Here is a 22,689-nt window from a genome sequence, read left to right as displayed (position 1 = left end):
CCCAAAGACCTCGGGCTTAACTACCTGGATGACTTGCTCGTCCTCTGTAGGAGCGAGGCTTGCCCGCGAAAGCAATGGATCTGCCGACATCCATGGTGAATGTCAGTACGTCTTCGCGGGCAAGCCTCGCTCCTACAGGGTTATCCACAAGCGCTTAGAAATCCTTGCAGATCCGCAGGGCGTCATAGATGGCCGCGTGGGTGTTGCGCTGCGCCACGCAGTCACCGATGCGGAACAGCAGATAACCGTCGCCCGCCTGGCTCAACGAAGGCTGCGGCTTGATCGCGAACAGCGCTTCGACGTCGACCTGGCCCTTGTTGCGCGAGCCTTCCTTGAGCGCGTAGTAGATCGCTTCGTCGGGCCGCACGCCGTTCTCCACCACCACCTGGTCGACCACCCGCTCCTCTTTGGCGCCGGTGTATTCGTTCTCCAGCACCGCCACCAGCTTGTCGCCTTCGCGGTAGACCTTTTCCAGCATCATGTCGCCGGTCATGATCACTTCCTTGGGGTACATGCTGCGGTAGTAGGTCGGGAACGACGTACCGCCGATGGCCACACCCGGCTTGATGTCGTCGGTGACGATCTCGACCTGGCTGCCCTTGTCGGCGAGGAAGTCGGCCACCGACATGCCGGTGAACTCGCAGATGGTGTCGTAGACCAGCACGTTCTTGCCCGGCGCGACCTTGCCGTCGAGCACGTCCCAGCTGCTGACCACCAGCCCTTCGGCGGCGCCCCAGTGCTCGTTCTGCTCAAGGAACGGATGCCCGCCGACGGCCAGCACCACGATGTCCGGACGCAGGTCGAGGATGGTCTCGGCATCGGCCGCGGTGCCCAGGCGCAGGTCGACCTTCAGGCGCGCCAGCTCCAGCTGATACCAGCGGGTGATGCCGGCGATCTGGTCGCGCTGCGGCGCTTTCGACGCAGTGGTGATCTGCCCGCCGATGGCCTCTTTCTTCTCGAACAGGGTCACGTCGTGGCCACGTTCGGCCGCCACCCGCGCCGATTCCATGCCGGCCGGGCCGGCACCGACCACCACCACCTTGCGTTTCGGCCCGGTGGACTTCTCGATGATGTGCGGCACGCCCATGTATTCACGGGAGGTCGCGGCGTTCTGGATGCACAGTACATCCAGGCCCTGGTACTGGCGGTCGATGCAGTAGTTGGCGCCCACGCACTGCTTGATCTGGTCGACCTGGCCCATCTTGATCTTGGCGATCAGGTGCGGGTCGGCGATGTGCGCGCGGGTCATGCCGACCATGTCGACATAGCCGCCTTCCAGGATACGGGTGGCCTGGTTCGGGTCCTTGATGTTCTGCGCATGCAGTACCGGAACCTTGACCACTTCCTTGATCCCGGCAGCCAGGTGCAGGAACGGCTCCGGTGGATAACTCATGTTCGGAATCACGTTGGCCAGGGTGTTGTGGGTGTCGCAACCCGAACCCACGACGCCGATGAAATCGAGCATGCCGGTGTCGTCGTAATACTTGGCGATCTGCTTCATGTCCTCGTGGGACAGGCCGTCCGGGTGGAACTCGTCACCGCAGATACGCATGCCCACGCAGAAATCGTCGCCGACTTCGGCGCGCACCGCCTTGAGCACTTCCAGGCCGAACTTCATCCGGCCTTCGAAGCTGCCGCCCCATTCGTCGGTCCGCTTGTTGACCCGCGGGCTCCAGAACTGGTCGATCATGTGCTGGTGCACGGCGGACAGCTCGACGCCGTCCAGGCCGCCGGCTTTGGCCCGGCGCGCGGCCTGGGCGTAGTTGCCGATCACCCGCCAGATCTCTTCCGGCTCGATGGTCTTGCAGGTGGCGCGGTGCACCGGTTCGCGGATGCCCGACGGCGACATCAGGGTCGGCCAGTTGAAACCGTCCCAGCGCGAGCGGCGGCCCATGTGGGTAATCTGGATCATGATCTTGGCGCCATGCTTGTGCATGGCGTCGGCCAGGTTCTGGAAGTGCGGAATGATGCGGTCGGTGGACAGGTTCACCGAGCTCCACCATTCCTGCGGGCTGTCGATGGCCACCACGGACGAACCGCCACAGATCGCCAGGCCGATACCGCCCTTGGCTTTCTCTTCGTAATACTTCACGTAGCGGTCGGTGGTCATGCCGCCATCGGTGGCGTAGACCTCGGCGTGCGCGGTGCTGAGCACCCGGTTGCGGATGGTCAGTTTGCCGATCTGGATCGGCTGGAACATCGCTTCGAAAGCCATTTTTCTTAACTCCGCTTACAACGGCTTGACGGTGAACAGGCCATCGTCGTGGCCTTCTTCGGAACCGCCGTAGACCTGTTCGGCGACGGTGCGGATCTTGCTGCCGCGGGCCGCCAGGATCTGGTCCATGGCGCCGGCGAACCAGCCGGTGAACATGTAGTCGACCTTGCGCCCGACCTTGCCGTACACATAGACGAAGGCCGAGTGTTCGAGCTTGACGCTGGCGGTGCCCTTGTCGAGGTCGATGTCCTGGATCTTGAACAGACCCCAGCCGCGCTGCGACAGGCGCTTCATGTAGTGCTCGAACACCGCGACGCCTTCCAGACCATGGCATTCGGCTTCTTTTTCACACCAGTGCCAGGCGGACTTGTAGCCGGCCTTGTAGAGGATCTCGGCGTAGGCGTCGGCGCCCAGTACTTCCTCGATGCCCATGTGGTTGTTGACGAAGAAGTGACGCGGCACGTACAGCATCGGCAGGGCGTCGGAGGTCCAGACACCGGTTTCGCTGTCGACTTCGATGGGCAGTTGCGGGGCGATCTTGGCCATGTTTCAAAACTCCGGAATTCTTTTGGATTGGTGCATCCGTAGCCGCTGCGAAGGCTGCGATAAGACTCGAAGAGCCTTCCGAGGGCCGCAGGAGCGCGTCTCCTTCGGAGCCGATCGCAGTCTTCGGCAGCGGCTACAGGTGTGTGCTGTGGAGGGTTGGCGTTATTCGCCCCAGACGTCCTTGAGGACGTTCACCCAGTTCTCGCCCATGATCTTGCGCACCACACGCTCGGAGTGACCGCGCTTGAGCAGGGTCTCGGTGAGGTTGGGGAACTCGCCCACGGTGCGGATGCCCAGCGGGTTGATGATCTTGCCGAAGTTGGTCAGGCGACGGGCGTAGCCCTTGTCGTGGGTCAGGTATTCGAAGAAGTCCTGGCCATGGCCCTGGGTGAAGTCGGTGCCGATGCCGATGGCGTCTTCGCCGACGATGTTCATGGTGTATTCGATGGCCTCGGCGTAGTCGTCGATGGTCGAGTCGATGCCCTTGGCCAGGAACGGCGCGAACATGGTCACGCCGACGAAACCGCCGTGGTCGGCGATGAACTTCAGCTCTTCATCGGACTTGTTGCGCGGGTGTTCCTTGAGGCCCGACGGCAGGCAGTGGGAGTAGCAGACCGGCTTTTTCGATTCGAGGATGACTTCCTCGGAGGTCTTGGAGCCGACGTGGGACAGGTCGCACATGACGCCGACGCGGTTCATCTCGGCGACGATCTCGCGACCGAAGCCCGACAGGCCGCCATCGCGCTCGTAGCAGCCGGTACCCACCAGGTTTTGGGTGTTGTAGCACATCTGCACGATCCCCACGCCCAGCTGCTTGAACACCTCGACGTAGCCGATCTGGTCCTCGTAGGCGTGGGCATTCTGGAAGCCGAACAGGATGCCGGTCTTGCCCAGTTCCTTGGCCTTGCGGATGTCGGCGGTGGTGCGCACTGGCATCACCAAGTCGCTGTTCTCGCGGATCAGCTTCTGGCTGGAGGCGATGTTGTTGACCGTGGCCTGGAAGCCCTCCCACACCGACACGGTGCAGTTGGCTGCGGTCAGGCCGCCCTTGCGCATGTCTTCGAACAGCTCACGGTTCCACTTGGCAATGATCAGCCCGTCGATAACGATGCTGTCGGCGTGCAATTCGGCTGGGCTCATCAGGCAGTCCCCTTATTGGCAATTCATGCGCCGAATCGTCTGCCGGCGCTTTGGGGTCAGCATATGCCTCGGTGCCCGGGCAGCCGGGTGCAAAAACGACAGGGGAATTGCCGAAAGCGTCAATCCGCGACAAAGGGTCTGCCGGGCGTCCCTTGCCCCATCTGTTCTTTGTCATGCGCATGGGCCAGAATCCGCCGCATCACTGGATTAGAGGGGGCTGCGACGCAATGAAATCGATCTTCCTGGCTTTGGCACTGCTGGCGACGGGCGCACAGGCGGCTGAAGAGGCCGACAACTCCCCGTGCGACAGCGTCGAACAGGATCAACAGACTCTGGAATGCGCCACCTTCAACAAAACCACCGCCGAGCAACTGCTGAGCGACAACCTGCAGGGCCTGCTCGAACGCCTGGGCACACAATACGGCAGCGACAAGGCGCAGTTGGTCGACGTCACCGCCAAGGTGCAGAACGCCCAGCAGCTGTGGCAGAAACAGCGCGACGCCGACTGCGCCGTCGATACCTTCCCCGCCAAACCCGGCAGCAAGGCCTACGCCATTGCCCAGGCCGATTGCCTGGCGCGCATGAGCGATGAACGGTCGGAATTTCTTGAGTCGATCGGGCAGGAGTAACGAGTCGCCCTCAAGTTTTTCTACAACAGAAATACCGCAATCGCGGGCAAGGACTGGGCGTCCCCCCTGCTCCTACAGAAGCATGGCTGTAACAAGCCATGAGCAATACCCGGACAAGGTTCTCGCCTTGGCCCGCGAGCGAATATAAGCAAATATTGATTAATCTTATAAAAGGCTTATATTCGTTCATGAACAGCATCCTGTGGACCCGTAAGGCCGTCAAACAACTGCTGCGATTGCACAGCGCCCATCAGGTACAGATCCGCGACGCGGTGACCTTGCTCGGCGACATGCCCGACACCGGCAACGTCAAGGCGCTGAGCGGTCACGCCTATGCCTACCGCCTGCGAGTAGGCAGCTATCGAATCCTGTTCGACTGGGATGGCGCTATCAGAGTGGTCAGTATTCAAGAGGTCAAGAAACGTGACGAACGCACCTACTGACATCCAGATCATCAACGGCACGGACGGCAAGCCGGCGTTCGTGGTGATCCCTTATGCGGACTATGTGGCGCAACGCCAAGAGCCGGACCTGATCCCCCATGACGTGGTCAGCCGCATCGTTGACGGCGCCACGCCGATCCGCGCCTGGCGCGAGCACCTGCACCTGACCCAGGACGAGGTCGCCAGGCGCCTGGGCATTTCCCAGCCGGCCTTCGCCCAGCAGGAAAGCGTCGCCAAGCCCCGCCGCGCCACCCGCGAGAAGATCGCCGCGGCCTTCGGCATTCGCGCCGACCAGCTGGAACTGTAAGCTGCACGCCATTCATCGAGAAAAGGTTTTCCCATGAGCATCTGCGGCATCGAAATCAAAGGCAGCGAAGCCATCTTCGCCCTGGTCACCCTGCAAGACGGCACGGCGCAACACCTGGCCAACACCTGCAAGAAAATCGCCCTGGACGACGATGACGAAGCCGCCAACGTCAAAGCCTTCGCGGCCCAGGTGGCCGCCTTCGTCCGCGACAACGGCATCAGCCGCATCGCCATCAAGAAGCGCAGCAAAAAAGGCGAATTCGCCGGCGGCCCGACCACCTTCAAGATCGAAGGCGTGTTCCAACTGCTGGACAACTGCGAGGTGACCCTGCTGTCGCCGCAGACCATCAATGCGCAGAACAAAAAGCACAACTTCGACCTGCCGGCGACGCTGAACAAGTATCAGCATGAAGCCTACAAAACTGCCTGTGCGGCCCTGCTGAAGAAATAAACCCTGACTCTGGAGCGAGGCTTGCCCGCGATGGCGGCCCGCCTGACCCAACGTGTTGCCTGCATCGCGAGCAAGCTGCGCTCCTACAGAATCGGGCAGCTCAGGCCTTTTGGCTTTGGCGCCGGTCTTCCCGCGGGCACTGGGCAAACCGGGCGCGATAGCTGCGGGTGAAATACGAGGGTGATTCGAAGCCGCAGGCGATGCTGACTTCCAGCACGCTCATATCGGTCTGGCGCAGCAGTTGCCGGGCCTTTTCCAGGCGCAGCCCCAGGTAGAAGTTGCTCGGGGTGTCGTTCAGGTGCAGGCGGAACAGGCGCTCGAGCTGACGCCGGGTGACCTTGATCGACTCGGCCAGCTGCAGGGTGCTCAGGGGCGGCTCGCTGTGCTGTTCCATCTCGCCGATCACCTGCACCAGCTTCTTGTTGCGGATGCCGTAGCGGGTGGCGACTTCCATGCGCTGGTGGTCCTTGCGCGGACGGATGCGCCCGAGCACGAACTGTTCGCTGACCTGGATCGCCAGCTCCGGGCCGTGGGCCTGGCCGATCAGGTCGAGCATCATGTCGATGGACGCGGTGCCGCCGGCCGAGGTGATGCGCCGTCGGTCGATCTCGAACAGCTCCTGGGTCACGCTGATCTGCGGATAGGACTCCTTGAACGCCTCGATCGCTTCCCAGTGCAGGGTCACGCGGTGGCCTTCGAGCAGCCCGGCTTGCGCCAGGACCACGCTGCCAGTGTCGATGCCGCCCAGGGTCACGCCTTCCACATCCAGTCGGCGCAACCAGTGCACCAGCGCCGGAGTGACGAACTTCAACGGTTCGAAGCCGGCCACCACCAGCAGGGTCGCGCCCTTCTTCAACGGCTCCAGCGCCGCGTCGGCGTTGACCGACATGCCATTGCTCGCCAATACCGCGCCGCCATCGGCGCTCAGCACATGCCAGCGATACAGCTCGCCGCGAAAGCGATTGGCCACGCGCAGCGGCTCGATGGCCGAGATGAACCCGATGGCCGAGAAGCCCGGCATCAGCAAGAAATAGAAATCCTGGGACATGGAACGCACTCGGATGACGGGCAGCGTGGCCACTGTGATACGCCGTTTCCACGCCGGGTTCAAGACGAAGGTCGCTGCAGTGCAAGAGCCGGTCGCCGCTGTGCGTTTTCAGCGCCCGCCGGCTGCGTAACGTGGCATCACCGGCGCACATAGACGCGGGAACCGACAATAACGACCTGCCGAGGAAACCTTCATGAAACGACTGATCAGCAGTTGCGTCCTTGCACTCAGCGGTACCGTCTTTCTCAGCTCCGGCGCCATGGCCGCCGACGCCGCCAGCTGCCAGAACGTGCGCCTCGGCGTGGTCAACTGGACCGACGTGATCGCCACCAGCGCCATGGCCCAGGTACTGCTCGACGGCCTCGGCTACAAGACCAAGCAGACCAGCGCCTCGCAGCAGATCATTTTCGCCGGCATCCGCGACCAGCGCCTGGACCTGTTCCTCGGCTACTGGAACCCGCTGATGACCCAGACCATCACCCCCTTCGTCGACGCCAAGCAGGTCAAGGTGCTGGCCGAGCCCAGCCTCAAGGATGCCCGCGCGACCCTCGCCGTGCCTACCTACCTGGCGGACAAGGGCCTGAAAACCTTCGCCGACATCGCCAAGTTCGAGAAGGAACTGGGCGGCAAGATCTACGGCATCGAGCCCGGCTCGGGCGCCAATACCCAGATCAAGGCGATGATCACCAAGAACCAGTTCGGCCTGGGCAAATTCCAGCTGGTCGAATCCAGCGAGGCCGGCATGCTCGCGGCGGTGGATCGCGCCGTGCGACGCAAGGAAGCCGTGGTGTTCTTCGGCTGGGCGCCGCACCCGATGAACGTCAATGTGCAGATGACCTACCTCACCGGCAGCGACGACGCCCTGGGCCCGAACGAAGGCATGGCCACGGTGTGGACCGTCACCGCGCCGACCTACGCCGAGCAGTGCCCGAATGTCAGCCGGCTGCTGAGCAACCTGACCTTCAGCGCCGAGGACGAGAGCCGCATGATGCAACCGCTGCTCGACCACAAGGACGCCCTGGAATCGGCCAGGCAATGGCTGGCCGAGCATCCGCAGGACAAGGCGCGCTGGCTCCAAGGGGTCACCACCTTCGACGGCAAGCCGGCCGCCGACAACCTGAAACTGACCAGCCAATAACCACCCCGAACTCCCTCTGCGCAGCGCCAAACGGCTGCGCAGCGACCCACCACGCCTGTAAGGAACCCGCACCATGAACCACGACGTCATCATCACCTGCGCACTCACCGGTGCTGGCGACACGACCGCCAAGAGCCCCCACGTGCCGGTCACCCCGAAACAGATTGCCGCCGCCGCGGTGGAAGCGGCCAAGGCCGGCGCCACCGTGGTCCACTGCCACGTGCGCAACCCGGACACCGGCAAGTTCAGCCGCGATGTCGCGCTGTACCGCGAAGTGATGGAGCGTATCCGCGAGGCGGACGTCGACATCATCGTCAACCTCACCGCCGGGATGGGCGGCGACCTGGAGATCGGCGCCGGCGAAAACCCGATGGAGTTCGGCCCCAATACCGACCTGGTCGGCCCGTTGACCCGCCTGGCCCACGTCGAGGAACTGCTGCCGGAAATCTGCACCCTGGACTGCGGCACCCTGAACTTCGGCGACGGCGACACCATTTACGTGTCCACCCCGGCGCAACTGCGCGCCGGCGCCAAGCGCATCCAGGAGCTGGGGGTGAAGGCCGAGCTGGAAATCTTCGACACCGGCCACCTGTGGTTCGCCAAGCAGATGATCAAGGAAGGCCTGCTGGACGACCCGCTGTTCCAGCTGTGCCTGGGCATTCCCTGGGGTGCGCCGGCCGACACCACCACCATGAAGGCCATGGTCGACAACCTGCCGGCCGGCGCGGTCTGGGCCGGCTTCGGTATCGGCCGCATGCAGATGCCGATGGCCGCGCAGGCGGTGCTGCTGGGCGGCAACGTGCGGGTCGGCCTGGAAGACAACCTGTGGCTGGACAAGGGCGTACTGGCGACCAACGGCCAGTTGGTGGAGCGCGCCGGCGAGATCCTCAGCCGCCTCGGCGCCCGCGTCCTGACCCCGGCCGAGGGCCGGGCCAAGATGGGCCTGCGCAAGCGCGGCTGACCCCGATATCCCTTCTTCTGTAGGAGCGAGCTTGCTCGCGAAAAATGGCTGCATCCGATGCAATTTCTGCGTCTGGAAGATTGCCATCGCGAGCAAGCTCGCTCCTACAGGAAGACCGTGAACTCTTTCAGGAAATGACCATGAGCTTTATCACCGAGATCAAAACCTTCGCCGCCCTGGGCAGCGGTGTCATCGGCAGCGGCTGGGTATCGCGCGCCCTCGCCCACGGCCTGGACGTGGTGGCCTGGGACCCGGCGCCCGGCGCCGAGGCGGCCCTGCGCAAGCGCGTGGCCAATGCCTGGGGCGCCCTGGAGAAACAGGGCCTGGCAGCGGGCGCGTCCCAGGATCGCCTGCGCTTTGTCGCGACCATCGAGGAGTGCGTGAAAGACGCCGACTTCATCCAGGAAAGCGCCCCGGAACGCCTGGAGCTGAAGCTCGAGCTGCACGCCAAGATCAGCGCCGCGGCCAAGCCCAATGCGCTGATCGGCTCCAGCACCTCCGGCCTGCTGCCGAGCGAGTTCTACGAGAGTTCCACCCACCCGGAGCGCTGCGTGGTCGGCCACCCGTTCAACCCGGTGTACCTGCTGCCGCTGGTGGAAGTGGTCGGCGGCAAGAACACCGCGCCAGAAGCCGTGCAGGCCGCGATCAAGGTCTATGAATCCCTCGGCATGCGCCCGCTGCATGTGCGCAAGGAAGTCCCGGGCTTTATCGCCGACCGTCTTTTGGAGGCGCTGTGGCGCGAGGCCTTGCACCTGGTCAACGACGGCGTCGCCACCACCGGCGAAATCGACGACGCGATCCGCTTCGGCGCCGGCCTGCGCTGGTCGTTCATGGGCACTTTCCTGACCTACACCCTGGCCGGGGGCGATGCCGGCATGCGCCACTTCATGGCCCAGTTCGGCCCGGCCCTGCAGCTGCCGTGGACCTACCTGCCGGCCCCGGAGCTGACCGACAAGCTGATCGACGACGTGGTCGAAGGCACCGCCGAGCAGCTCGGCACCCACAGCATTTCGGCGTTGGAGCACTATCGTGATGACTGCCTGCTCGCCGTGCTCGAAGCGGTTAAAACCACCAAGGCCAAACACGGCATGAGCTTCAGCGAGTAACCCTGACGTCCCCTGTAGCCGCTGCCGCAGGCTGCGATAAGGCTCGAAGAGCCTTCCAGGGGCCGCAAGAGCGCGTCTCCTGCGGAGCCGATCGCAGCCTTCGGCAGCGGCTACAGGTTCAGCCCGCCATTTTCGTGAGCCCATGACATGCCCGCACTCACCACCTACACCACCCGCATCAGCCCCGACTGGGTCGATTACAACGGCCACCTGCGGGACGCTTTCTACCTGCTGATTTTCAGCTACGCCACCGACGCCCTGATGGACCAGCTGGGCATGGACAGCAACCACCGCGAAGCCAGCGGCAACTCGCTGTTCACCCTGGAACTGCACCTCAATTACCTGCATGAAGTGAAGCTCGATACCGAGGTCGAAGTGCACACCCAAATCATCGGCCACGACCGCAAGCGCCTACACCTGTACCACAGCCTGCACAAGGTCGGTGACGACCTGGAACTGGCCGGCAACGAGCAGATGCTGCTCCACGTCGACCTCGCCGGCCCGCGTTCGGCGCCGTTCAGCGAGCCGGTGCTGAACAGACTGCGAGACATCGCCGCCGAGCAGGCCGACCTCCCCGCCCCCGCCTGGATCGGTCGGGTGATTGCCCTGCCGCCGGAAAAATAACCGCCCATAAACAGGAGCGCACCGTGAATACCGCCACCGCTTTTGCCGACTTCCGCAGTTACCCGTTGATCAGCGCGTTGACCGCCGTACAAGCCCAGACGGACCGTGTTCAGGTGCAGTGGGCCGACGGTCGCTCGAGCCCCTTTCATCATCAGTGGCTGCGCGACAACTGCCCCTGCGCGCACTGCGTGTACAGCGTGACCCGCGAGCAGGTGCTGGAGATCGTCGACGTCGCCGAAGACCTGGCCCCGACCGCCAGCCGGATCGACGCCCAGGGCTGCCTGAGCATCGACTGGCAGGACGGCCACCTCAGCCGCTTCGACCCGGGCTGGCTGCGGGCCCACGCCTACGACGATGAAAGCCGCGCCGAGCGCCGCGCGCGTCACCCGCACAGCCAGCTGTGGGACAGCCGGCTGCAACTGCCGGTGTTCGAGTACCAGGCGCTGATGGAGGATTCCCAGGCGCTGTTGCAATGGCTGCTGGCGGTGCGCGATATCGGCCTGACGCAAGTCCGTGGGGTGCCCACCGAACCGGGGTCGCTGGCCCAGGTCGCCAAGCGCATTGCCTTTATCCGCGAGAGCAATTTCGGCGTGCTGTTCAACGTGCAATCCAAGGCCGACGCCGACAGCAACGCCTACACCGCCTTCAACCTGCCGCTGCACACCGACCTGCCGACCCGCGAGTTGCAACCGGGTTTGCAGTTCCTGCATTGCCTGGTGAACGATGCCGAAGGCGGCGAAAGCATTTTTGTCGACGGTTTTGCCATCGCCGACGCCTTGCGCCGCGAAGACCCCGAGGCGTTTCGCGCGTTGTGCGAGATCCCCGTGGAATTTCGCAACAAGGACCGCCACAGCGACTACCGCTGCCTGGCGCCGGTGATCGCCCTGGATGCGCTGGGCGAGGTCACGGAGATCCGCATGGCCAACTTCCTGCGCGGGCCGTTCGAGGCCTCGGTGGATGACATGCCCCGGCTCTACCGCGCTTATCGACGTTTTATCGCCATGACCCGCGAGCCGCGCTTTCGCCTGACCCGGCGCCTCAACCCCGGCGAACTGTGGTGCTTCGACAACCGCCGCACCCTGCACGCGCGCAACGCCTTCGACCCCGCCACCGGCGCGCGGCATTTCCAGGGCTGCTACATCGACCGCGACGAGTTGCTGTCGCGGATCCTGGTGTTGCAGCGCTAGACCGCGTCGCGTCAATCGCGAGCAAGCTCGCTCCTACAGAGGCGATGTCGTACCCAGCATCGTGCTACGACGCGAACCTGTAGGAGCGAGCTTGCTCGCGAAAAAATGGCCCAGACACCACCTTTCTCCAGGCAAAAAAATCCCCGATCAAGCCGTGACAGGATCGGGGCAGAGGAGGTTTTCTGAGGAGCCGACACGAGGGTGACCAAACCTTCGATGACCGAGCCGGAATCCAGTGTGCCCAGTCGCCTTCAAGCCAAGTTAGCCGAAAACGACCTGTTCATAGGCATCCCGGCCATTGCGACAATTCGCCCTTGCCGACTGTCCGGGTGGCTACCAGAATCGGCTCACGACCACGCTCCCTGAACAAGGATAAGAGTCATGATGCACGCGGATCTGATTGACCAGGACGACCTGCTCGGCCAACTGAGGGCCCTGGGTTTTGAAATGCCGGCCGGCGCCACGGCCGACCAGGCCTGCGAGTGTGCGGTGCGCGGCTTGAGCGATGCCCGGGCCAAGGCCCTCAAGGGCATGGTCGAGCAAATGCTGACCGGCAATGCCACCATCCTGCCGGCCGTGCGCCAGGCCATCGACAAACAACTGTTGCCGGCCCTGGCCCAATTCCAGAACAGCCGCGCCTGAGCCTTCGCCGGGAGCGGATCGCGGAGTAGAGTGCGGTGCCTGCACACCAAGGAGCCGCCCCCATGATTCGAATCGAACCCTGCCAGCCAGCCCATCGAGCGGACTGGCTGCCGTTGCGCCAGGCGCTGTGGCCCGACTGTCCGGCCGAGGAACACCGGGACGAAATCGCCAGTTTGCTGGACGACCCGCGGCGCTATATCAACCTGCTCGCTTATACCGCCGATGGGCAGCCAGCAGGGTTGGCCGAGGCTTCGTTGCGCCACGACTACGTGAACGGCACCGAGCATTCGCCGGTGGTGTTTCTGGAGGGTTTGTACGTCAGCGCCGAACAGCGGCGCCAGGGCATTGCCGAACGACTGATCGATGCCGTCGCCCAATGGGGGCGGGATCAGGGCTGCGTGGAAATGGCTTCGGATACCGGCCTGGAAAACCTGGTGAGCCAGACCGTACACAAGGCGCTCGGTTTCGAGGAAACCGAGCGCGTCGTGTACTTCAGGAAAAGCCTGTGATTACAGCCTGACGCTGGCGAAGGTCGATTCGTTGCGCGCCTGGCTCAGCGAGGACATCGGGCCAGCCAGCACCAGCGCCTGCGGAATTGGCATCATCGCCACCTGTTGGGCGGTGTTGGAGCCCACGCGTTCGTCACGCGGTGGAATGCCGAAGTACTCGCGGTAGCACTTGGAGAAGTGCGGCGTGGAGACAAAACCGCAGACCGAAGCCACTTCGATGATCGACATCGGCGTCTGCTTGAGCAACTGGCGGGCGCGGATCAGCCGCAGCTTCAGGTAGTAGCGCGATGGCGAGCAGTGCAGGTATTTCTGGAACAGCCGCTCCAGCTGGCGACGGGATACCGAAACGTAGACCGCCAGCTCGTCGAGGTCGATTGGCTCTTCCAGGTTGGCTTCCATCAGCGCAACGATTTCCTGCAGTTTCGGCTGGTTGGTGCCGAGCATGTGCTTGAGCGGCACGCGCTGGTGATCCTGCTCGTTGCGGATACGTTCGTAGACGAACATTTCCGAGATCGCCGCCGACAGTTCACGGCCGTGATCGCGGCTGATCAGGTGCAGCATCATGTCCAGCGGCGCGGTGCCGCCGGAACTGGTGAAGCGGTTGCGGTCGAGGGTGAACAGGCGGGTGCTCATGGCCACCCGCGGGAAGGCTTCCTGCATCGAGGCCAGGCATTCCCAGTGCACGCTGCAATCGAAGCCGTCGAGCAGGCCGGCGCAGGCCAGGGCCCAGCTGCCGGTGCAGACCGCGCCGAGGCGGCGGGACTGGCGCGCCTGGCTTTGTAGCCACGACACATGTTCGCGGGTCACGGTGCGCTGGATGCCGATGCCGCCGCAGACGATCACGGTGTCCAGGGCGGGGGCTTTGTGCATGGAGGCGTCGGGGGTGATCTGCAGGCCATCACTGGCCCAGACCTGGCCACCGTCGACGCTGAGGGTGGTCCAGCGATACAGCTCGCGACCGGACAACTGGTTGGCCATGCGCAGCGGCTCGACCGCGGACGCCAGGGAAATCAGCGTGAAATTGTCCAGCAGCAAAAAGCCGATGGATTGAGGCGCACGGTTCTGGGGTTGAGCCCCGGAGTTGAACGACGTCATCGCGGTATCTCCTCACACAAAGCAGGTGATGGCCTCAGGCGGAGGCTCTTGTTATTGCCATCGTTCTCACGCGGGAGACGGGCTTTGTGATGACAGAGCAATTGCCATGCCTAAAATTGAATGGCCATTCAATAACTCCTGAAAACGACGTCGCGATGCGTCTATATAAGCCGTGCGCAATGTGCGGGTTATCAGTGTCGAATCGGCCTGGAAGGGCCCTGGCCCGGTGGCTGTGAGCAAATCGGTAGCACTTGTGGGAACGGCGAGAAACGTCCCGGGAAAAGAGTGTCACCGCAAGCACAGGTGGGCGCTCAGCCGAGGTCAGCGAAAAACCTGACCGATGAGCCTTGGGACTTACCTGTTTGCGACGCTCCAAAAGGTGGCGAGGGCGTTAGCGGGTGGTCGATTTATGCGCAGTACGTTTGGAAAATGGGGGTGAATCTTCTGGCCTTATCGCGAGCAAGCTCGCTCCTACAGGTGATCGCATGTCTCTATAGGAGCGAGCTTGCTCGCGGTGGACTGCGCAGCAGTCCCGCTGTTAAAGCATCAACACTCCACAGCGCTGACCGCCAAGCCGCCGCGGGATGTCTCCTTGTATTTGTCGTGCATGTCGGCGCCGGTATCGCGCATGGTGCGGATCACCCGGTCCAGGGAAATGAAGTGCTGGCCGTCGCCGCGCAGGGCCATTTGCGCGGCGTTGATGGCCTTCACCGCGGCAATCGCGTTGCGCTCGATGCACGGCACCTGTACCAGGCCGCCGACCGGGTCGCAGGTCAGGCCGAGGTTATGCTCCAAGCCGATTTCCGCGGCGTTGCACAGCTGCTCCGGCGACGCCCCGAGAATCTCCGCCAGGCCGGCGGCGGCCATGGCGCATGCCGAGCCCACCTCGCCCTGGCAGCCGACTTCGGCGCCGGAGATCGAGGCGTTTTTCTTGCAGAGGATGCCCACCGCCGCCGCACCGAGGAAAAAGTCCACCACGTTGGCGTCGGTGACGTCCTCGCTGAAGCGCATGAAGTAATGCAGCACCGCCGGGATGATCCCCGCCGCGCCGTTGGTCGGCGCCGTCACCATGCGTCCGCCGGCGGCGTTTTCCTCGTTCACCGCCAGGGCGAACAGGTTGACCCACTCCATGGCGCTCAGGGTCGAGCCGATCACATTGGGTTTGTTCAGTTCCTGCAGGCTGCGATGCAGCTTGGCCGCGCGGCGCCGCACATTGAGCCCGCCGGGCAGGATGCCTTCGTGCTTCAGGCCCTGCTCGACGCAATCCTGCATGGCCTGCCAGAGCTTCATCAGGCCGGCGCGGATCTCCTCCTCCGAACGCCAGACCTTCTCGTTGGCCATCATCAGTTCGGCCACCCGCAGGTTGTGCTTCTGGCACAGGCTCAGCAGCTCCACGGCGCTGGAGAAGTCATAAGGCAATTCGGTGCGATCCAGGTCCACCACGCCGCTGCTGGCCTGGGCCTGGTCGACGACAAAACCGCCGCCCACGGAATAATAGGTATCGCGGTGCAACTCCCCGGAGTCGCCTTCGGCCACCAGGGTCATGGCGTTGGGATGGAACGGCAGGTTTTCGTCGACCAGCAGCATGTCGCGCGCCCAGACGAAGGGAATCGGCAGGCGGTTGTCGAGCAGCAGGGTATTGGTTTCGCGCAGGGTCTCGATGCGACAGCCGATCTGCGACGGATCGATCGCATCCGGCCATTCGCCCATCAGCCCCATGATCACCGCGTTGTCGCTGCCGTGGCCGATGCCGGTGGCCGACAGCGAACCGTAGAGCCGTACCTCAATGCGGCGCACCTGGCTCAGCAGGTCTTTCTCGTGCAGGGCCTGGACGAACAGCGCCGCGGCGCGCATGGGTCCGACGGTGTGGGAACTGGAGGGGCCGATGCCGATTTTGAACAGATCGAAAACACTGATAGCCATGACTGCGAAACTCCTCGATGAGCACACGCCGGGCGCCAAAACGCCCGGTGGCGAAGCTGCTACGCTCAAGCAGTAATCCGCCGAGATACGCGCATCATCAGGCTTTTGCAGTGTCGTTCGACGTCTCACACCGACTCACTCATGCCCACCAACGCCGTGGCCCGCCGACCTGCGGTTCTGGCCGTTTTTTTGCGGTTCAGATGGGCAAAAAGTGCTGAAAAAAGCTGTAAGCGACCTCACCGACACTGGATGCGACCCTCCCTGTACTGGATACGACGCACCCTGTAGGCGTCAGATTTTCACTGGTACATGATCAGTCTCGACTCGATTGCAAGGCACTGTGGTAGAGCTGTCCCACTCGCCCCAACCGCAACACTTATAAGTGCGGTCAGACACACCGCCAGAAAACACCCAGGAGTCCACCCCATGAAAGGTTCCCCGTCGTTGTTGTTGGCCGCCATGCTGAGTCTGCCGCTTCTGGCGCACGCCGCAGAACCGGCGCAATGCAGCACCGTAAACTTCTCCGATGTCGGCTGGACCGACATCACCGTCACCACCGCGACCACCAGCGTCGTGCTCGATGCCCTTGGCTACAAGACCAAGACCACGATGATTTCCGTGCCGGTGACCTACAAGTCCCTGGCCGATGGCAAGAACATGGATGTGTTCCTCGGCAACTGGATGCCGACCATGGAAAACGACATCAAGCCCTACCGCGATGCCGGCACCGTGGAAACCATCCGCGCCAACCTGGAGAACGCCAAGTACACCCTGGCGGTCCCGGAAGAGCTGTACAACAAGGGCCTGAAGGATTTCGCCGACATCGCCAAGTTCAAGAAAGAACTGGACGGCAAGATCTACGGCATCGAGCCGGGCAACGACGGCAACCGCATGATCCAGAGCATGATCGACAAGAACGCCTTCGGCCTCAAGGACGCCGGCTTCAAGGTGGTCGAGTCCAGCGAGGCGGGCATGCTGTCCCAGGTCGAGCGCGCGCAACGGCGCAGCACCGCGGTGGTGTTCCTGGGCTGGGAACCGCATCCGATGAACACCCGTTTCAAGATGAAGTACCTGACCGGCGGCGACGATTTCTTCGGCCCCAACTACGGCCAGGCGACCATCTACACCAACACCCGCAAGGGCTACGCCGAGGAATGCAGCAACGTCGGTCAGTTGCTGAAGAATCTGTCGTTCACCCTGAACATGGAAAGCACCCTGATGGGTAACGTCCTGGACGACAAGATGAAGCCCGAGGCGGCCGCCAAGGCCTGGCTGAAGAAAAACCCCGAGGTACTCGATACCTGGCTCGCTGGCGTGACCACCATTGACGGAAAACCTGGCCTGGAGGCCGTGAAAGCCAAGCTTGCACAGTAAGTCGCTTATGCCGGGCGGGGTCGCCCGCCCGGGCTGTTTATTCCTTGCATGCGGACGTTCAATACCATGCTCATTGATCAGAAAATCCCTTTAGGCCAGTACATCGCTGCCTTCGTCGAATGGTTGACGCAACACGGCGCCAACACATTCGATGCGATCGCATCGACCCTGGAAACGATGATCCACGGCGTGACGTTTGCGCTGACCTGGTTCAACCCACTGGCCTTGATCGGCCTGATTGCCTTGCTGGCGCATATCATTCAACGCAAATGGGGCCTGACCGCCTTCGTCGTGCTGTCCTTCCTGCTGATCCTCAATCTGGGTTACTGGCAGGAAACCATGGAAACCCTGGCCCAGGTGCTGTTCGCCACCCTGGTCTGCGTGCTCATTGGCGTGCCGTTGGGCATCGTCGCCGCGCATAAGCCGATGTTCTACACCATGATGCGTCCGGTGCTCGATCTGATGCAGACCGTACCGACCTTCGTTTACCTCATTCCTACCCTGACCCTGTTCGGTCTGGGCGTGGTACCAGGCCTGATTTCCACGGTGGTGTTCGCCATTGCCGCGCCGATCCGCCTGACCTACCTGGGCATCCGCGATGTACCACAAGAGTTGATGGACGCCGGCAAGGCCTTTGGCTGCTCCCGCCGTCAACTGTTGTCGCGTATCGAGCTGCCCCATGCCATGCCGAGCATCGCCGCCGGCATCACCCAGTGCATCATGCTGTCGTTGTCGATGGTGGTGATCGCGGCCCTGGTGGGCGCCGACGGCCTGGGCAAACCCGTGGTCAACGCACTGAACACCGCCGATATCGCCCTGGGCTTCGAAGCGGGCCTGGCAATCGTACTGCTGGCGATCATGCTCGACCGTATCTGCAAACAACCCGAAGCCAAAGTAGGGGGTGACGCATGAGCATAATCCGCTTCGATAACGTCGACGTTATCTTCTCCAAGGATCCACGCGAGGCGCTCAAGCTGCTGGATCAGGGCATGACCCGCAACGAGATCCTGAAAAAGACCGGCCTGATCGTCGGTGTGGAAAAGGCCAGCCTGGACATCGAGAAAGGCGAAATCTGCGTGCTGATGGGCCTCTCCGGTTCCGGCAAGTCGAGCCTGCTGCGCTGCATCAACGGCCTCAACACCGTGAGCCGCGGCAAGCTGTTCGTCGAGCATGACGGCAAGCAGATCGACATCGCCTCCTGCACCCCGGCGGAACTGAAGATGATGCGCACCAAGCGCATCGCCATGGTGTTCCAGAAGTTCGCCCTGATGCCCTGGCTGACCGTTCGCGAGAACATCAGCTTCGGTCTGGAAATGCAGGGCCGGCCGGAAAAGGAACGGCGCAAGCTGGTGGACGAGAAACTCGAGCTGGTGGGCCTGACCCAGTGGCGCAACAAGAAGCCCGACGAACTGTCCGGCGGCATGCAGCAGCGTGTCGGCCTGGCCCGCGCCCTGGCGATGGACGCCGACATCCTGCTGATGGACGAACCCTTCTCCGCCCTCGACCCGCTGATCCGCCAGGGCCTGCAGGACGAACTGCTGGAGCTGCAACGCAAGCTGAGCAAGACCATCGTGTTCGTCAGCCATGACCTCGACGAGGCCCTGAAGCTGGGCAGCCGCATCGCCATCATGAAAGACGGCCGGATCATCCAGTACAGCAAGCCGGAAGAAATCGTGCTGAACCCGGCGGACGACTATGTGCGCACCTTCGTCGCCCATACCAACCCGCTCAACGTGCTCTGCGGCCGCAGCCTGATGCGCACCCTGGACAACTGCAAGCGCATCAACGGCTCGGTGTGCCTGGACCCGGGTGGCGACTCCTGGCTCGACCTGGCCGAGGGCAACACCATCAAGGGCGCACGCCAGAACGGCGCCAGCCTCGACCTGCAGAACTGGATCCCGGGCCAGGCGGTGGAAGGCCTGGGCCGCAAGCCGACCCTGGTCGACTCCAACATCGGCATGCGCGACGCGCTGCAGATCCGCTACCAGACCGGCAACAAGCTGGTGCTGCATGACAACAACAAGGTGGTGGGGATCCTCGGCGACAGCGAGCTCTACCACGCGCTGCTCGGCAAGAACCTGGGGTAATAGCGACACGCAAACAAAAACGCCGCGACATCGATCGCGGCGTTTTTGTTTTATCGGGAGTAAGGGGTGCAGTTTTGCTCCCTGTTGCGGGAGCGGGTGTTGCGCTGGGTCAGGGATGGCGCTTCGCGAGCAAGCTCGCTCCTACAGGTCAAATGCAATCCTTGTAGGAGCGAGCTTGCTCGCGATACAGGCGACGCGGTGTAACAGGGCTACACCGCGCCCCTCACGTCTTAGCTGTAGACCCGGCCAAGGAGCTGCCGATGGCTTTCGAACTGATCGAGCACGTCACGGGTGATCTGCTCCTGCGTGAAGCCCATCAAGTCGTATTCCTGGCTGCCGTTGTGCAGGTAGACCTCGGCGCGGTAGTAGCGTGCACGCTCTTCGGGCGCATCGGCCGATTCGCTCGGCGCCGCCAGGTAGCCGTCCAGGCTCACTTCATAAACGAAAGGGTTGCCCTCTTCCATCTCGATCCGCACGCCCATGCAACGCTTGGACTTGCCCAGCAGGGTTTGTACATCCAGGCCCTGGTTGCGCAGCTGGGTAGCGGCTTCTTCCAGCGCCGGCGTCACATGCTTGTCCATGAAACGCTGGACCACCGCCTGGGTCGGCTGCAGGTCCAGCTGGGTCAGGCGCTCGCTGAAACCACGACGACCACGGGCCGCCAATTCCGCCTGTTCCTGTTCGATCTGCGTGTCCTGGCGCATGGCCTTGTGCAGGCCGAACATAAAGCACACCAGCACCACCGAGAACGGCAGGCCGGCCAGCACCACCATGGTCTGCATGGCTTCGAAGTTACCGGCGAACAGCAGGCCGACGGTCACCAGGGTGATCACCACCGACCAGAAGATCCGCAGCCAGTGCGGGGCGTCTTCATCGACATTGCCGCCCTTGCAGGACAAGTTGGCCATCATCACCGCGCCGGAGTCGGCCGGGGTCAGGAACAGCACGAAGCCGACGAAAATCGACACACCGATGACAATCTTCGACGCCGGGTAATGATCCAGCAGCTGGTAGATCGCCATGGACGGCTGTTCCAGCGCCGTCTTGCCAAGCTCCACCGCGCCATGGTTCATCACCAGGTCCAGGGCCGAGTTACCGAACACCGACAGCCAGGCCAGGGTGAAGCCCAGCGGAATCAGCAGCACGCCCGCCACCAGTTCGCGCACGGTACGGCCACGGGAAATACGCGCGATGAACATGCCGACGAATGGCGCCCAGGAAATCCACCAGGCCCAGTAGAACAAGGTCCACAGGCCCAGCCAGCGGTCGGACTTGGCGCTGTCGCCTTCGTACACATAGAGGTCGAAGGTCTTGAGCACCACACCGTTGAGGTAATCGCCGACGTTTTGCACGAAACCGTTGAGCAGGTGCAGGGTCGGACCAAACAGCAGCACGAAGATCAGTAGGCCGCTGAACAGCACGATGTTCAGGTTGGACAGGCGGCGAATGCCGTTTTCCACACCGGATACCGCGGCGATGGTGGCCACGGTGCTCATGACGATGATCACGATCAGCAGGTTGGTGTTGCTGTGTTCCATGCCGAACAGGTTTTCCAGGCCGGAAGACACCTGCATCGAGCCGATGCCCAGGTTGGTCACCAGGCCCAGCAGGGTCACGAACATGCCGAAACCGTCCACCGCGTGGCCGGCCGCGCCTTTGACCCAGCGCTCGCCCACCAGTGGGTAAAGCGCCGATCGCAGCGCCAGCGGCTGGTTGTGGCGGTAGGCAAAGTAGGCCACGGCCAGGCCGACCAGGGCGTAGATCGCCCAGCCGTGCAGGCCCCAGTGCAGGAACGTCAGTTGCAGCGCCGAACGCGCGGCCTGGTTGCTGCCCGGTACGCCTTCAGGCGGATTGAAGTAGTGGTCCAGCGGTTCGGAAGCGCCGAAGTACAGCAGCGAAATGCCGATACCGGACGAGAACAGCATGCCGGCCCAGGCGCCATAGCTGAAATCCGGAGTGTCTTGCTTGGTCCCCAGCTTGAGCTTGCCGTAGGAGGAAAACGCCAGGCCGACGACGAAGACCAGGTAGGCGGCGATCACCACCATGTAGTACCAGCCGAAGCTGCGGGACAACCAGGCCTGGGCAATGCCGAGCAGTCTGCCGGCCTCTTGCGGGGCGATGATCAGAATGGCGGTCAGCAGCAGGATCAGCGCGGTGGAGGTGTAGAACACCCAACCGTTGACCCGCACCTTTTCCGGTGGGGTCTTTATAAGAGAGGCAGAACTCATGGCACAGATGCTCCAGGCAGTGCGAGAGAAGAACACAAGGCAACACGGCACCCGACCAATCGGTTAGTTGGCAGCCGACCGACGGGTGATATAAAGACACCCCGAAAAAAGCCGAACCCGCAGGGGTTGCGTTGAGAACCAGCGTCGAAGGCCTTGTGCAAACGTGCAGTTCGTCACCTGGCCTTAAGCGTCTTGCCCATTCAACACATCCGTCCTCGCTGGCTCACGCTATGCCCTGCTTGGGTTTCAGACTTTTTCGGAGGTCGCTTTTCCGCCATCTACACGCAGGAAGGACCTGGAGGCAGCGACGATTTGTCGCAGATCTTATTCTTTGTTGATTGAACGTTCAATCAAAACAAAATAGACTGGCCCTCACGCCGGTAGCCGTTTCACGACTGCCAGCAGGCCTAAGGAGATGTGCAAGATGCCCAAGGTCGGTATGCAACCCATACGCCGCCAGCAGTTGATCGAAGCCACGTTGCTGGCGGTCGATCAGGTCGGGATGGGGGACGCCAGCATTGCGCTGATCGCCCGTTTGGCCGGTGTCTCGAACGGCATCATCAGTCACTACTTTCAGGACAAGAACGGCCTGATCGCCGCCACGGCGCAGTATCTGATGAGTGTCCTCAGCGAGAACGTCACCGCGCGCCGTCAGGCGCTGGAGGACAGCAGCCCGCGGGCGCACCTCCAGGTGATCATCGAAGGCAACTTCGACGCCAGCCAGGTCAATGGCCCGGCAATGAAAACCTGGCTGGCCTTCTGGGCCACCAGCATGCACCACCCGTCTTTGCACAGGTTGCAGCGGATCAACGATCACCGCCTGTATTCCAACCTGTGCTGTCAGTTCCGCCGCGTCCTGCCGCTGGATGATGCACGCAGCGCGGCGCGAGGCCTGGCAGCCCTGATCGACGGTTTGTGGTTGCGCGGCGCGCTGTCGGGAGACGCTTTCGACACCGAGCAGGCGCACCGGATCGCTTACGAATACATGGATTTCCAACTGGCTAAGCAGGAGCGCTAGAGCACATTACAAGACGCTC

General features: G+C 62.9%; 22 protein-coding genes. 15 read left to right on the top strand and 7 right to left on the bottom strand.

From position 1 onward, the window contains the following. Positions 1 to 154: 154 nt before the first annotated feature. The 3 genes from dgcA to AC07Y9_RS16840 form a co-directional block, all read right to left on the bottom strand. On the bottom strand, positions 155 to 2,215 hold the full coding sequence (dgcA, locus tag AC07Y9_RS16850) for a dimethylglycine demethylation protein DgcA (RefSeq protein WP_007926356.1): 2,061 nt from the start codon (positions 2,213 to 2,215) through the stop codon (positions 155 to 157). Positions 2,216 to 2,230: 15 nt separating this feature from the next. After that, entirely contained in the window at positions 2,231 to 2,761 is a 531-nt protein-coding gene (locus tag AC07Y9_RS16845) for a DUF5943 domain-containing protein (protein ID WP_007926354.1), read from the bottom strand. Between the two features lie 162 nt (positions 2,762 to 2,923). Then, positions 2,924 to 3,901 (bottom strand): dipeptidase, encoded by a 978-nt coding sequence (locus AC07Y9_RS16840; RefSeq protein WP_007926352.1) that lies wholly within the window; start codon positions 3,899 to 3,901, stop codon positions 2,924 to 2,926. A 227-nt stretch (positions 3,902 to 4,128) separates the two neighbouring features. Here AC07Y9_RS16840 and AC07Y9_RS16835 point away from each other — a divergent pair, with 227 nt between their 5' ends. From AC07Y9_RS16835 to AC07Y9_RS16820, 4 genes are all read left to right on the top strand, one after another. Further along, entirely contained in the window at positions 4,129 to 4,530 is a 402-nt protein-coding gene (locus tag AC07Y9_RS16835; protein WP_102679141.1) for a lysozyme inhibitor LprI family protein, read from the top strand. A 188-nt stretch (positions 4,531 to 4,718) separates the two neighbouring features. Further along, positions 4,719 to 4,973 (top strand): type II toxin-antitoxin system RelE family toxin, encoded by a 255-nt coding sequence (locus AC07Y9_RS16830; protein ID WP_053262929.1) that lies wholly within the window; start codon positions 4,719 to 4,721, stop codon positions 4,971 to 4,973. Further along, a complete protein-coding gene (locus AC07Y9_RS16825) occupies positions 4,912 to 5,280 on the top strand; it encodes a helix-turn-helix domain-containing protein (RefSeq protein ID WP_087089476.1) in 369 nt (122 codons plus the stop codon). The genes AC07Y9_RS16830 and AC07Y9_RS16825 overlap by 62 nt, the downstream gene beginning before the upstream one ends. 33 nt (positions 5,281 to 5,313) lie before the next feature. Beyond that, the gene (locus tag AC07Y9_RS16820) at positions 5,314 to 5,730 is read left to right on the top strand and encodes a DUF3010 family protein (RefSeq protein WP_102679140.1); all 417 of its coding nucleotides are present in this window, start codon (positions 5,314 to 5,316) and stop codon (positions 5,728 to 5,730) included. Positions 5,731 to 5,830: 100 nt separating this feature from the next. On the opposite strand, the gene AC07Y9_RS16815 is transcribed toward AC07Y9_RS16820, so the two are convergent. Further along, on the bottom strand, positions 5,831 to 6,778 hold the full coding sequence (locus AC07Y9_RS16815) for a GlxA family transcriptional regulator (RefSeq protein ID WP_102679139.1): 948 nt from the start codon (positions 6,776 to 6,778) through the stop codon (positions 5,831 to 5,833). 193 nt (positions 6,779 to 6,971) lie between these two features. On the opposite strand from AC07Y9_RS16815, the gene AC07Y9_RS16810 reads away from it, so the two are divergent. From AC07Y9_RS16810 to aac(6'), 7 genes are all read left to right on the top strand, one after another. Then, on the top strand, positions 6,972 to 7,916 hold the full coding sequence (locus AC07Y9_RS16810; RefSeq protein WP_102679138.1) for a choline ABC transporter substrate-binding protein: 945 nt from the start codon (positions 6,972 to 6,974) through the stop codon (positions 7,914 to 7,916). Between the two features lie 73 nt (positions 7,917 to 7,989). Then, on the top strand, positions 7,990 to 8,877 hold the full coding sequence (cdhC, locus tag AC07Y9_RS16805) for a 3-dehydrocarnitine:acetyl-CoA trimethylamine transferase CdhC (RefSeq protein ID WP_102679137.1): 888 nt from the start codon (positions 7,990 to 7,992) through the stop codon (positions 8,875 to 8,877). 140 nt (positions 8,878 to 9,017) lie between these two features. Continuing rightward, on the top strand, positions 9,018 to 9,983 hold the full coding sequence (locus AC07Y9_RS16800) for an L-carnitine dehydrogenase (RefSeq protein ID WP_102679136.1): 966 nt from the start codon (positions 9,018 to 9,020) through the stop codon (positions 9,981 to 9,983). Between the two features lie 147 nt (positions 9,984 to 10,130). Further along, the gene (locus tag AC07Y9_RS16795; RefSeq protein ID WP_102679135.1) at positions 10,131 to 10,607 is read left to right on the top strand and encodes a thioesterase family protein; all 477 of its coding nucleotides are present in this window, start codon (positions 10,131 to 10,133) and stop codon (positions 10,605 to 10,607) included. A gap of 23 nt (positions 10,608 to 10,630) precedes the next feature. Beyond that, on the top strand, positions 10,631 to 11,794 hold the full coding sequence (locus tag AC07Y9_RS16790; protein ID WP_102679134.1) for a gamma-butyrobetaine dioxygenase: 1,164 nt from the start codon (positions 10,631 to 10,633) through the stop codon (positions 11,792 to 11,794). Positions 11,795 to 12,175: 381 nt separating this feature from the next. Next, positions 12,176 to 12,436: a hypothetical protein gene (locus AC07Y9_RS16785; RefSeq protein WP_007925996.1), complete on the top strand. Its 261-nt coding sequence runs from the start codon at positions 12,176 to 12,178 to the stop codon at positions 12,434 to 12,436. 62 nt (positions 12,437 to 12,498) lie between these two features. Further along, on the top strand, positions 12,499 to 12,945 hold the full coding sequence (aac(6'), locus tag AC07Y9_RS16780) for an aminoglycoside 6'-N-acetyltransferase (protein ID WP_102679133.1): 447 nt from the start codon (positions 12,499 to 12,501) through the stop codon (positions 12,943 to 12,945). Here aac(6') and gbdR read toward each other — a convergent pair whose 3' ends face one another. After that, positions 12,946 to 14,040 (bottom strand): choline metabolism transcriptional regulator GbdR, encoded by a 1,095-nt coding sequence (gene gbdR, locus AC07Y9_RS16775; protein ID WP_007925992.1) that lies wholly within the window; start codon positions 14,038 to 14,040, stop codon positions 12,946 to 12,948. A 546-nt stretch (positions 14,041 to 14,586) separates the two neighbouring features. Beyond that, positions 14,587 to 15,963, bottom strand: a complete 1,377-nt coding sequence (locus tag AC07Y9_RS16770; RefSeq protein ID WP_102679132.1) for an L-serine ammonia-lyase — start codon at positions 15,961 to 15,963, stop codon at positions 14,587 to 14,589. A 426-nt stretch (positions 15,964 to 16,389) separates the two neighbouring features. Between AC07Y9_RS16770 and AC07Y9_RS16765 the strand changes: the two genes are divergently transcribed. The 3 genes from AC07Y9_RS16765 to choV all read left to right on the top strand — a co-directional run bounded on the left by AC07Y9_RS16765 (position 16,390) and on the right by choV (position 19,424). Beyond that, entirely contained in the window at positions 16,390 to 17,337 is a 948-nt protein-coding gene (locus AC07Y9_RS16765; RefSeq protein WP_053262938.1) for a choline ABC transporter substrate-binding protein, read from the top strand. 66 nt (positions 17,338 to 17,403) lie between these two features. Beyond that, positions 17,404 to 18,249 (top strand): choline ABC transporter permease subunit, encoded by an 846-nt coding sequence (choW, locus tag AC07Y9_RS16760; protein ID WP_007925985.1) that lies wholly within the window; start codon positions 17,404 to 17,406, stop codon positions 18,247 to 18,249. Beyond that, positions 18,246 to 19,424 (top strand): choline ABC transporter ATP-binding protein, encoded by a 1,179-nt coding sequence (choV, locus tag AC07Y9_RS16755; protein WP_102679131.1) that lies wholly within the window; start codon positions 18,246 to 18,248, stop codon positions 19,422 to 19,424. Before choW ends, choV begins: the two co-directional genes overlap by 4 nt. A 230-nt stretch (positions 19,425 to 19,654) precedes the next feature. On the opposite strand, the gene betT is transcribed toward choV, so the two are convergent. Further along, positions 19,655 to 21,652 (bottom strand): choline BCCT transporter BetT, encoded by a 1,998-nt coding sequence (betT, locus tag AC07Y9_RS16750; RefSeq protein ID WP_007925980.1) that lies wholly within the window; start codon positions 21,650 to 21,652, stop codon positions 19,655 to 19,657. Positions 21,653 to 22,076: 424 nt separating this feature from the next. Between betT and betI the strand changes: the two genes are divergently transcribed. Continuing rightward, on the top strand, positions 22,077 to 22,670 hold the full coding sequence (betI, locus tag AC07Y9_RS16745; protein WP_007925978.1) for a transcriptional regulator BetI: 594 nt from the start codon (positions 22,077 to 22,079) through the stop codon (positions 22,668 to 22,670). The last annotated feature ends 19 nt before the right edge of the window (positions 22,671 to 22,689 follow it).

This window comes from Pseudomonas sp. GW456-L12, assembly GCF_059424045.1.
This window is presented reverse-complemented; position numbering and strand designations above follow the sequence as displayed.